General features: G+C 69.4%; 12 protein-coding genes. 5 read left to right on the forward strand and 7 right to left on the reverse strand.

Annotated features, from left to right (window positions below; all coding sequences use genetic code 11):
* Positions 1 to 507: RNA polymerase sigma factor (locus FXN61_RS41505; RefSeq protein ID WP_312878411.1), on the reverse strand; the 507-nt coding region annotated here is incomplete at its 3' end.
* A 113-nt stretch (positions 508 to 620) separates the two neighbouring features.
* Here FXN61_RS41505 and FXN61_RS41510 point away from each other — a divergent pair.
* Together FXN61_RS41510 and FXN61_RS41515 are read left to right on the forward strand one after the other, a co-directional pair.
* On the forward strand, positions 621 to 848 hold the full coding sequence (locus tag FXN61_RS41510) for a hypothetical protein (protein ID WP_167979336.1): 228 nt from the start codon (positions 621 to 623) through the stop codon (positions 846 to 848).
* A gap of 500 nt (positions 849 to 1,348) precedes the next feature.
* Positions 1,349 to 2,080: an SDR family oxidoreductase gene (locus tag FXN61_RS41515; RefSeq protein ID WP_167979337.1), complete on the forward strand. Its 732-nt coding sequence runs from the start codon at positions 1,349 to 1,351 to the stop codon at positions 2,078 to 2,080.
* On the opposite strand, the gene FXN61_RS41520 is transcribed toward FXN61_RS41515, so the two are convergent.
* Both FXN61_RS41520 and FXN61_RS41525 read right to left on the reverse strand, forming a co-directional pair.
* Positions 2,062 to 2,565, reverse strand: coding sequence for a DUF2087 domain-containing protein (locus FXN61_RS41520; protein ID WP_167979338.1), 504 nt, complete (start codon positions 2,563 to 2,565; stop codon positions 2,062 to 2,064). The two genes, FXN61_RS41515 and FXN61_RS41520, sit on opposite strands and share 19 nt — an antisense overlap.
* Before the next feature lie 62 nt (positions 2,566 to 2,627).
* Entirely contained in the window at positions 2,628 to 3,104 is a 477-nt protein-coding gene (locus tag FXN61_RS41525) for a hypothetical protein (RefSeq protein WP_167979339.1), read from the reverse strand.
* 48 nt (positions 3,105 to 3,152) lie between these two features.
* On the opposite strand from FXN61_RS41525, the gene FXN61_RS41530 reads away from it, so the two are divergent.
* On the forward strand, positions 3,153 to 4,121 hold the full coding sequence (locus FXN61_RS41530) for a helix-turn-helix transcriptional regulator (RefSeq protein WP_167979340.1): 969 nt from the start codon (positions 3,153 to 3,155) through the stop codon (positions 4,119 to 4,121).
* On the opposite strand, the gene FXN61_RS41535 is transcribed toward FXN61_RS41530, so the two are convergent.
* From FXN61_RS41535 to FXN61_RS41550, 4 genes are all read right to left on the reverse strand, one after another.
* On the reverse strand, positions 4,109 to 4,654 hold the full coding sequence (locus FXN61_RS41535; RefSeq protein WP_312878412.1) for a DUF3626 domain-containing protein: 546 nt from the start codon (positions 4,652 to 4,654) through the stop codon (positions 4,109 to 4,111). The two genes, FXN61_RS41530 and FXN61_RS41535, sit on opposite strands and share 13 nt — an antisense overlap.
* Before the next feature lie 230 nt (positions 4,655 to 4,884).
* Positions 4,885 to 5,403, reverse strand: a complete 519-nt coding sequence (locus FXN61_RS41540; protein WP_188136055.1) for a sugar O-acetyltransferase — start codon at positions 5,401 to 5,403, stop codon at positions 4,885 to 4,887.
* A gap of 17 nt (positions 5,404 to 5,420) precedes the next feature.
* Complete coding sequence (locus FXN61_RS41545; RefSeq protein ID WP_167979342.1) at positions 5,421 to 6,179, reverse strand: SWIM zinc finger family protein; 759 nt, start codon at positions 6,177 to 6,179, stop codon at positions 5,421 to 5,423.
* On the reverse strand, positions 6,176 to 8,500 hold the full coding sequence (locus FXN61_RS41550; protein WP_167979343.1) for a DEAD/DEAH box helicase: 2,325 nt from the start codon (positions 8,498 to 8,500) through the stop codon (positions 6,176 to 6,178). The genes FXN61_RS41545 and FXN61_RS41550 overlap by 4 nt, the downstream gene beginning before the upstream one ends.
* 41 nt (positions 8,501 to 8,541) lie before the next feature.
* Here FXN61_RS41550 and FXN61_RS41555 point away from each other — a divergent pair, with 41 nt between their 5' ends.
* Both FXN61_RS41555 and FXN61_RS41560 read left to right on the forward strand, forming a co-directional pair.
* Positions 8,542 to 9,306 (forward strand): TetR/AcrR family transcriptional regulator, encoded by a 765-nt coding sequence (locus FXN61_RS41555; RefSeq protein WP_312878414.1) that lies wholly within the window; start codon positions 8,542 to 8,544, stop codon positions 9,304 to 9,306.
* A 254-nt stretch (positions 9,307 to 9,560) separates the two neighbouring features.
* The gene (locus tag FXN61_RS41560) at positions 9,561 to 10,802 is read left to right on the forward strand and encodes a GlnX family signal transduction membrane protein (protein WP_312878413.1); all 1,242 of its coding nucleotides are present in this window, start codon (positions 9,561 to 9,563) and stop codon (positions 10,800 to 10,802) included.
* The last annotated feature ends 49 nt before the right edge of the window (positions 10,803 to 10,851 follow it).

Here is a 10,851-nt window from a genome sequence, read left to right on the forward strand (position 1 = left end):
ACTCGGCGATGCCGAGGAGCGTGGCGGCGTCGGCGGTGGGCATCTCGCCGAGCAGCAGAGCTGGGCGATCTCGCGTTCGGACGGCGGCAGCTTCGCGATGGCGGCCACCACCAGGGCCAACCGGCGCTGGGCGTCGGTGCGGGCGGCGACCTCGTCGGCGTGGTCGCGTTCGTCCTGCGGGGTCAGGCGGGAGACCAGGCGCAGTGCTCTGCGCGAGGCCCGCCATTCGGTGCGGGCGCGGTTGGCGGTCACGGTGTAGAGCCACGGCAGCGCCGAGTCGCGCACCAGCTGGGCCTCGCCGCGCTTGCGCCACGCGGTCAGGAACGTCGCGGAGAGCAGGTCTTCCGCCTGCGACCAGGAGGCGGTCAGCCGGTAGGCGTAGTTCCACACCGCCTCGGCGTGGCGTTCGAACAGCTCGGTGAACGCGGCGTGGTCGCCTTTCGCGATCTGCTCCCAGAGGCGCGTGTCGGGCGGCCCGATGTTCGCGCGCTCGGTCGTCTCAGTCATCACACTCCGCCTGGGACCGTCACGGCCCAGTGTGCTGCGTGACGCGCGTCACGCGGTGCCGAGGAGCAGCCCCTCAAGACAGGCGTGGACGACGGCGATGGCAAGATCTTCGCGTGCCGATCGAGCAGCAGCCCGGCAGTGTTGAGCCGGAGACCCAGGTGTTCGCGAAGATCACGACCGAGGAACCGGAAGCGGCAACGATCCCTGCCACCACTCCCACAGCCACTCCGGCGGCAGCCACTCCGGCGGCGCCCAAGCCGGCGTCCGCACGCCAGTCCAAGTCGCTCACACGGCGGATCGCCAGGCGGATCCTCGGGCCCACGCTGATGACGAAGAAATAGTCTCGGCTACCGGTCGGGGACCTGGCCCAGCCCACCGCACACCCGGCAGGCGGTCCTGTCCTCGTTGAGCCCGGAGCCATGGCATCGGCTGCACTCCTTCACAGAAGTACAGTCTCCGCTTCTACTCCGAGTGGATGAATCCGCCAAGCAGGGACCGTCGCGGCAACAATGGGTGACCCCCATCGTTTACGCTCGGTGATCACACCTGGGTGGACGGTCCCGCCGGAATCTCGTTGGCACGGGCGACATTGCCTGTGACAACGCCTGGGACGACGCCTCCGCGATCGCCGTGCGGAAGCCGCCACCAGCCGGAGCAGCCGCGTGGGCACGGGTGCGACATCTCGTGCAGCACAAGGCCTTCCGGACCGGGGACGGGTTGCTGCCACGACATGGTTCCTGACCCCGCACAAAGCGAGCAGGTCTCCTCTTCGCACTCCACACCAGGTAATTACTCCACAGGGGACACTGAGTGCAATCGCTGGATCGAGGGGAGATCACCGATGTCGGTCGCGGTAGTGACGGGAGCGGGTTCCGGGGTGGGGCGCGCGGCGGCGCGAACCCTGCTGGAGGCCGGGTTCCAGGTGGCCTTGGCCGGTCGGCGCGAGGACGCGCTCACCGAGACGGCCGATGGTTTCGCCGACAGGACCCTGGTCGTGCCCACCGACGTGTCGCGTGAGGACTCCGTCGTCGCGCTCTTCGACGCCGTCGTGGCCAAGTGGGGCCGGGTCGACGTGTTGTTCAACAACGCCGGTACGAACGTCCGCGCCACGCCGATCGAGGAGTTCAGTCTCAGCGCGTGGGAGAAGGTCGTCGGTGTGAACCTGACGGGCGCGTTCCTGTGCGCTCGCGAGGCGTTCAAGGTGATGAAGACCCACGGCGGTGGCCGGATCATCAACAACGGCTCCATCTCGGCGACCGTGCCGCGCCCGCACGCGGTGGCGTACAACGCGACCAAGCACGCGATGACCGGGCTGACCAAGTCGCTGTCGCTGGAGGGCCGCGCGCACAACATCGCGTGCGGGCAGATCGACATCGGCAACGCGGCGACGGCGCTGACCGAGCGGATGGGCCAGGGCGTGCTGCAGGCGAACTTCGAGATGAAGCCGGAGCCGACGTTCGACGTGCAGCACGTGGCCGACGCGGTGCTGTACCAGGCTCAGCTGCCGCTCAACGCGAACGTGCAGTTCATGACCGTGATGGCCACGACCATGCCCTACATCGGCAGGGGCTGAGCTTGATATAGACCACCGCCGCGTTCCAGCAAGCCCAGATCCACCAGGTAACGGCGGATGGTCACGTGGTCGAGCTCTCCCCCGTCGCACCAGGCCTTGAGCCGCTCGTTGATCTCCTTCTCCTCGTAGTACGTCTGCGGAACGAAGGCCTTCGACGCGACGTGCTCGAGGATCTTGCGGCGGCGTTCGTGCGCGACCGGCAGCGAAATCAGCTTGTCGCCGCGCACGAACGGTGCGAGCCCGTCGGCGGGCATCGACTCGGTGAGAGTGGCCGCGAGGGGCTTCAGGTCGGCCGGGCGGGCCGGGTCCCCCTCGACCAGCCCGGCCTCGCGGAGCTTGCGCAGCGCGGTGCCGGCGTCCTTGGCCTTGAGGCCGGACGCGGCGGCGACGTCGGCCAGGGTTCCGGCGCCGAGGACGACGGCGGCGAACGCCCGCAGCCTCACCGGTTCGGCCAGCACGCGCACAACGGTCTCCGGGGTGGTCATGTCTGCGACCGTAACCACCCCGTCCACCCGATTTCAGCGCGACGGCGCCCCCTGCCAGTCCCTCATCTGCCCACCGGTCCCTCGGCCATCGTGTCCGCGAGGTAGGCCTCGAAATCGGGCTCGTCGGGCTCCAGCACGTGCCGCACCCAGGCGGTGCGTTCGTGGGCCAGCGGTGGCAGCTCCCACACGCAGCCGATGAGGTCCTTCGGGATGACGGTGAAGTGCGTGAGGTCCGGGTCGGTCGAGCCGAGGAACGGCTGGTCGCCGGACACGGCGGTGCGGCAGTGCAGGACGTTGTCCCAGACCCAGTTGTAGGCGTTGAGGTACATGCCGGCGGCGCTGCGGTGCAGCACGGTGACCGTGCCGGGCGGCGTCGGGTCGGCGAAGTCCGGGTAGATCTGGGGCAGGAACTCGTAGGCGGCGGCACGGATGTCGTCGGTGATCTCCAGCCCCGGCGTCACCACCTCGTAGCGCTTGACGTGTCTGCCCTCGATGACCAGCGGTTCCTTCACCGCGAGCTGCTTCTCGTAGAAAGCCATGCCTCGAACATATGAGCTATCACTGACACCTTGTGGCAGTGTATGCGCGTGCGTGCGAGCCGGTTGGTGTCGTTGCTGCTCCTGCTGCAGACCAAGGGGCGGATGACCGCTCAGGCGTTGGCCGATGAGCTGGAGGTGTCGCTCCGCACGATCTACCGGGACGTGGAGTCGCTGCACGCGGCCGGCGTGCCGCTCTACGGCGACGCGGGCCCGTCCGGCGGCTACCAGCTGCTCGACGGTTACCGCACGAGGCTGACCGGGCTGACCGAGCAGGAGGCGGAGTCGCTGTTCCTGGCGGGACTGCCGGGACCGGCCGCCGATCTGGGGCTCGGGGACGCGGTGTCGGCGGCGCAGCTCAAGCTGATGGCGGCGCTGCCGTCGTCGATGCGGGACCGGGCTTCGCACATGGCGGAGCGGTTCCACCTGGACGCTCCGGCCTGGTACTACGACCCGGAGCGCTCCCCGTTCCTGGAGTTGGTGGCGGACGCGGTGTGGCGGGAACGGCTCGTGGAGGTCAGCTACCGGCGCTGGCAGGCTCCGGAGGACGTGACACGGGTGCTGCGACCGTTGGGGCTCGTGCTCAAAGCCGGGCGCTGGTACCTGGTCGCGCAGGGCACCAGCAGGATCTCGACGTACCGGGTGGCGCAGATCCAGGCGGCAACGGTGCTGGACGAGTCGTTCGCGCGGCCGCCGGGGTTCGACCTGGCGGCGCACTGGGCGGCCTCGCTGCAGGACTTCCAGGCGCGGCAGTACACCGGCGAGGCGGCCCTCAGGCTCTCGCCGCGCGGCTGGGAGTCTTTCTCGTCCAACGTGCTGCCCGTGGTGGCGCGCGCGGCCGAGGAGTCCGCTGTGGACGATGACGGGCACATCAGGGTGACGATCCCCATCGAGTCGATCGGTCACGCGACCGGGATGCTGCTGCGGATGGGCGGTGAGGTCGAGGTGCTCGCACCGGACGAGTTGCGCGAGCACCTCACCGCCGTCGTGCGGCAGCTGGCATCGATCTACCTGCCGTAACCGCAGCCGAACCGCGCTAGGTGGTGCCACAGGTGCTTCACGACCTGTGGTGCCGCTTCGGCCTTTTCGAGGATGTGCGGGTCGATGAAGCCGTCTTGCGCGATCGCGAGTCCCAGTTCGACGGACTCGGGCGTGCGGTAGTCCGCGTTGCGCAGCAGGTCCTCTGTGGACAGCCGGAACCCGGCGCGCCGCTCGACCCGGCACGGCAGGTCGACCTGCTCGAAGCTCGGGTCGAGCACGACGGCTTCGACGTCGTCCAGCGTGACGGGACCGTGGACATGGGCCTCGATGTAGTTGTCGAGGAAGTCCCTGTCGCCGGCGTCGGCGAGCTCGATCAGCGCGAACCGTTGCGCGGTGCCGAAGTCGACGGGGTCGAAGACGCTGTCGGGGTAGCAGAACGTGGTGCGGTCCAGCACGCTCTCTCGGAGACGCAGGTGTGCGGAGCCGAACCGCGGTGCGCCGCCGTGGGCGAGCTTGCGGTGGTTGAGCGCGCCGGAAGCAGGGCCCCGCCCTCCCAGGGGGCTGACCACCACGGCCCTCGCAATGCGACTCTACCTAGGGAAACGCCTTGTCAAGCCGTCATCTGGCGATCTGTGGACAGCCGCCGAGTTGTCCACAGATCGACCGGCGACGACTTGACAGCCCGATTTCGCGAATAGGCTAAGGAGGGCTGGTGGTCTGCCCCCTGGGAGGGCGGGGCCCTGCCCTCCGCACGAAAATCGGCCCGCCGGCCGAGCGCGCGGCGACGTGCTCGATCGCCTGCTCAAAGCTCACGGATCACCTTGCACGGGTTGCCGACCGCGAGCACGCGCGGCGGGATGTCGCGCGTGACGACGCTGCCCGCGCCGATCACCGCGTTGTCGCCGATGGTCACGCCCGCGCAGACGATGACGCCACCGCCGAGCCACACGTTGTCGCCGATGGTGATCGGCGCGGCCGTCTCGAACCGCTGGCGCCGCGCCTCGTGGTCCTCGATCGGGTGCAGCGCGGTGAGCAGCTGCGCGCGGGGACCGATCGAGACGTCGTCGCCGATGGTGATCGTGGCGCAGTCCATGAGGATGGCGTCGTAGTTGAGGAAGCTGTTGGAGCCCATGTGGATCTGGTAGCCGTAGTCGCACTGCAACCGCGGCATGACCCACGAGCCCTCGCCGATGGACCCGAAGAGCTCCTTGATGACCGCGTCGTCACGGGTGGCGTTGAACTCGTCCACGAGCCTCTGCGCGCGGCGGCGTTCGGCGACCAGCTCGGGGTCGGAGTCCTTGTACAGCCGGCCGGTCAACATCTTCTGCTTCTCGCTGATCACCCTTCGAGAGTGCCCGAACGCAGCAGCGCGCGTGCCTTCCTCGCGGCGATCTCCATCAACGCGGTGAGTTCCGCGGCGTCGAATCCGGGCGGCGGCTCGACCGCGAGCACCACAGGTGTGGTGGCGGGAAGCCCGGGTTTCGCGGGCAGTTGACCTGCGAGTTCGTGCGAAACCACCACAGGTGTTCTGGTCCCGACCGGTCCGGCGACGCGTTGCTTGAGCGCGTCTAGAAGTTCTTGTTCCGGTTTTCCCTTCAGCAGCAGGAGCACGAACGGATCGGCGTCGAGCAGCCAGCCGACCTGGAACGCGAGCGCGGCGGCGTGGCGGCAGGGCAGCTCCCAGCCGTCGCAGTCGCAGTCGGGCTCGAGGTCGCCGATGCCGGGCAGCAGGTCCACACCGGACTCTTCTGCGGCGGCGACGAGGTCGCGCGGCATGTCGTTGTCCAGCAAGGCCGCGATGTGCCCCGCCTGCTCGGCGACGCGGTCGAGGAACCGTCCCCATTGGACTTCCGTCAGTGCCGGCACGTGGACCGTGGTGCTGTAGACGGTGTCGTCGTCGTGGACCTGGGCGTGCAGGCGTCCGGGGCTGACGGTGATCGGGCCGACGACGCCGGCGTGGGCGTAGCGGCGGCCGAGGCGGATCAGGCCGATGTCGAGGGCGGTGTCCTCGAGCGCCTTGACCCAGGCCTTGCCCCACCACGTGGTGGCGACGCGGCGTTTCACCTTGGGGAACGCGGCGAATCCGCGTGCGGTCATTGGGCGCTCCTGAGCTGGACGAGTTCGGCGAGTTCGGCGTCGGTGAGCTCGGTGAACGCGGCCTCTCCCCCGTGCAGGACGGCGTCGGCGAGGTCGCGCTTGTCCTGCAGGAGCGCGACGATGCGTTCCTCGACGGTGCCTTCGGTGACGAGCTTGTGCACCTGGACGGGCCTGGTCTGGCCGATGCGGTAGGCGCGGTCGGTGGCCTGGTCCTCGACGGCGGGGTTCCACCAGCGGTCGAAGTGGATCACGTGGTCGGCCCTGGTGAGGTTGAGTCCGGTGCCGGCGGCCTTGAGCGACAGCAGGAAGACCGGTGCCCTGCCCTGCTGGAAGTCGTCGACCATCCGCTCGCGCTGGGGCACCGGTGTGCCGCCGTGCAGGAACCGGGTGGGTTGCTTGATGTGCTGTTCGAGGAGTCTCGCCATGCCGACGTACTGGGTGAAGATCAGCACCGATCCGTCCTCGGCGATGATCGTGTCGAGCAGTTCGTCGAGAAGGTCGAGCTTGCCGGACGTGCCCTGCAGCTTGTCGTGGCCGAGGTAGTGCGACGGGTGGTTGCAGATCTGCTTGAGGCCGGTCAGCAGCTTCAGCACCAGGCCTCTGCGCGCCATGCCGTCGCTGCTCGCGATCTGGTCGAGGGTCTCCCTGGTGAGCGCCTCGTAGAGCGCCGCTTGCTCGGTGGCGAGCGAGACGAACCGGTCCGTCTCGGTCTTGGCGGGCAGTTCGGGCGCGACGCCGGGGTCGGACTTGCGGCGGCGCAGCAGGAACGGGCGGACGACCTTGGTGAGGGTGTCGTCGGGTTCGGGCCAGCGGGTGCGGAACGCGCGGTGCGTGCCGAGCAGGCCCGGTGTCGTCCAGTCCAGGATGGACCACAGCTCGGACAGCGAGTTCTCCACGGGCGTGCCGGAGAGTGCGACGCGGGCCGCCGCGGGGATCGAGCGCAGTGCTTTCGCGGTGCCGGAGTGCGGGTTCTTGACGTGCTGGGCTTCGTCGGCGACGACCATGCCCCACGCGTGGTTTCTGATGGGTTCGGCGTCCAGGCGCATGGTGCCGTAGGTGGTGAGCACGATGCCGTTGTCGGCGAGCGTCCGTTGTGGACCGTGGTAGCGGGTGACCGGTGTTCCGGGGGCGAAGCGGTGGATCTCGCGCTCCCAGTTGCCCAGCAGTGAGGCCGGGCAGACGACGAGGGTCGGGTTCTCGTGCTGCCGGTGCAGGTGCAGGGCGATGAGCGTGATGGTCTTGCCGAGGCCCATGTCGTCGGCGAGGCAGGCGCCCAGGCCCATGCCGGTCATGTGGGCGAGCCAGCGCAGGCCGTGCAGCTGGTAGTCGCGCAGCTTCGCCTGCAGTGCGGCGGGTGCGGGGATCTCCGGGACGGTCGTGATGGCCGTGGTGAGGCTGTGCGGGGCGACGTCGACGTGTTCGCCGTCGATGACCGCTGTTCCGGTGAGGGCGGCGGTGACGGCCTGGACGGCGGTGATCGGTGTGAGCTGCTGCGCGGCCTTCTTCCTGAGCTTGGGGTCGAGGAGGACCCACTGGTCGCGCAGCCTGATGACCGGCCTGCCGGCCTCGGCGATGCGGTCCATCTCGGCGTCGGTCAGCTCGTCGCCGCCGAGTGCGAGCTTCCAGTTGAACGTCAGCAGGTCGTCGGCGGTGAACTTGCCGCTGGATTCGCCGATGACGGCTTTCGCGGTGAGCGTGGTGGTGACGTTCTTGGGCCAGTGGACCTCGATGTCGGTGCCGAGGAGCTCGGCGACCTCGTCGTCGGTGAGGTCGGCCTGGTCGAGCAGCCGCTGCAGCGGTGGCCAGGTGGCGCGGCCGATCGCCCGGATCGCGTCGAGCTCGCGGCCGGAACCCCGGACGTCCTGCGGGTAGGGGTCGGTGATGGCGCGGACCTGGACGATCGCGCGGAACCGCAGGTCGTCGGTGGTCTCGATGCGCAGGGAGAGCTTGATCTGCTCGTCGGCCCACGCCTTGAGCTCGGGCACCTCGTGCTTCTCGCGGCTCGCGAACGGGCCTTCCGTGTCTGTGCGGGGAAGGGCGTCGGCGACGGCGTCGAGGAACTGCCGGAGTTCGTCGTAGTCGCCGTGCGCGGCGAGCCTGCGCAGGTGGAGCTCGTCGGCGTGGTCGAGCGGTCCGATGCGCCAGGTGTCGTGGTGGTGCTCCGACACGCCGGGCACGATCCGGCCGCGGGCGACGAGATTGAGTGCGGTCGCGGTGGCCACTCCCCAGTAACCGTCGTCGTTCAGGACCTCAGGCAGGGCTTCGAGCAGGGGTTTCCCGTTGAACTGTCCGAATCTGGGCGGGTCGGCAGGCACGAACATACTATGTACCGTACACCATACGGTACGGTAAGGTCGTGTTCGTGATCGAACACACGGGCAGCGGTGACCCGGCGCGGACGCTGGCGTTGCTGTGGCGCACCCAGGAGCGGGTCTCGCGCAAGGGCAAGCCGGATCTGAGCGTGGACCGCATCGTGCAGGCGGGGATAGCGCTGGCCGACGCCGACGGCCTGAAGGCGTTGTCGATGCGCCGCGTGGCCGAGTCGCTGGGCGTGGGGACGATGTCGCTCTACACCTACGTGCCGGGCAAGGGCGAGCTGATCGACGTCATGGTCGACACCGTCCAGGGCGCGACCGGCAGGGTGGCGGTCGAGGGCTGGCGTGAGCACCTCGCTTACGTGGCGCGGGAGAACCTGGCGCTGTACCGGCGGCATCCGTGGTTGCTGCAGGTGGCGCCGTCGCGGACGGTGCTGGGGCCGCAGGTGGCGGCGAAGTACGACTTCGAGCTGCGGGGGCTGGAGGGCGTCGGGCTGTCGGACGTGGAGATGGACTCGGTGCTCAACCTCGTGCTCGGGCACGTGCAGAACTCGGCTCGGGGGCTGACCGCGGCGGCGGTGACCGAGAAGGAGACCGGGCTGACCGACCAGCAGTGGTGGGACGCGGCGGCGCCGTTCCTGATGACGGTGTTCGACCCCGCCCGCTATCCGGTGGCCGCTCGGGTCGGGGGTGCGGTCGGGCAGGCGCACCAGAGCGCGTTCAGCCCGGAGCACTCGTTCGAGTTCGGGCTGGAGATGATCCTGGACGGGGTGGACCGGTTGGTCGCCGCACGGCAGAGGGAGACGCGGTGACGAACGGCGCCGGATCCGGGACGTGCTGATGGACCTTCACGAGGCCCGAACCGTGTCCCGTTCAACCACCCCTGACGAGCCTGCTCGGCGCCGCCGGGACAGCCCCTGCGGGCGCCGAAGCCACTCTCCACAGTTACGAGCCGATGACACGATCGCGGGATGCGTGCTGAATTCCCGCGCGGTGTCCTGAGGTGCCTACAGTTACGCCACGCGGGAGTGGTGACGATCACCGCGCCGCGGAGGGAGGCCCGCTCGTGGTGATCGACTCGCAGCCGCGACAGGCGCTGGTGCGCCGGGTCACCGGTCTCGCGCGGTCGACACCGGGCCGGTTGAGCCTGATCATCGTGGTGCTGGTCGTGGCGAGTCTGGCCAGCGGGTGGCTGACGACGTGGAGCGTGAACCGGCAGGAACGCTCGCTGGAGGAGCTGGCGACGCGGTCAGAGCCTCTCGCGCACGCGGCGCAGGAGGTCTACCGGGCGTTGCAGGACGCCGACGCGACGGCGGCCAGCGCGTTCCTGTCCGGTGGGCTGGAGCCCATCCGGCTGCGGGAACGTTACGAGGCGGACATCGCGCAGGCGCAGGCGGCGTTGTCGGTGGCGACGGCCTCCTCCCCCGACCTGACCGCCACGCTGGCCGCGCAGCTGCCGGTTTACACGGGACTGATCGAGACGGCGCGGACGAACAACCGGCAGGGTTTTCCGGTGGGTGCGGCGTATCTGCGTGAGGCGTCGGGGTTGATGCGCACGCAGCTGCTCCCGGCGGCGCAGGAGCTGTACCGGGCGGAGACGGACCGGGTGGCGCGCGCCCAGGACGAGGCGGACTTCCCGGTGGCGCCGATCCTGGTGGCGCTGGCGTTCGTGATCGCGCTGGTGCTGACGCAGCGGTATCTGACGCGCAGGACGAACCGGCTGCTCAACGTGGGCCTGCTGGTGGCGACCGGGGCCGCGGTGGTGTCGCTGCTGTGGGTGACGACGGTGTCGGTGCTGGTGATGCGTGACGTCTCGGACTCGCGCACGGCGTCGACGAAGGTCGACGTGCTGGCGCAGGCGCGGATCGCGACGCTGACGGCGCGGGGCGAGGAGACGCTGACGCTGGTCGCGCGCGGCGCGGGCCAGACGTACGAGAAGAACTTCGTCGAGGTCTCCGAACGGCTGGAGGGGCAGCTGGACCACGCGAAGCGGCTGGAGGACACCGAGGCCGTCGACCAGGCCATGCGGCACTTCCGGCAGTGGCAGCAGGTCCACCAGCGCATCCGCGAGGCCGACGACGCCGGTCAGTACAACGACGCGGTGGCGCTGATCGACAACCCGTACTTCGACTCGCTGGACCAGGACCTGGTGCGGGCGATCGGTGAGGCGCGGCAGGACTTCAGCGACGAGGTCGCGGTGGCGCGGGCGTCGCTGGCGGGCACGATGGTCGGGGTGCTGGTGCTGGCGGTGATCAGCGCCGTCGGGTCGACGATGGGGTTGTGGCAGCGGCTCAAGGAGTACCGGTGAGGCGACTGACACTCGTGGCGATCATGGTGCTGAGCGCCTGCTCGGCGGG

The organism is Lentzea indica (assembly GCF_012184385.1).
Taxonomy (GTDB): Bacteria; Actinomycetota; Actinomycetes; order Mycobacteriales; family Pseudonocardiaceae; genus Lentzea; species Lentzea indica.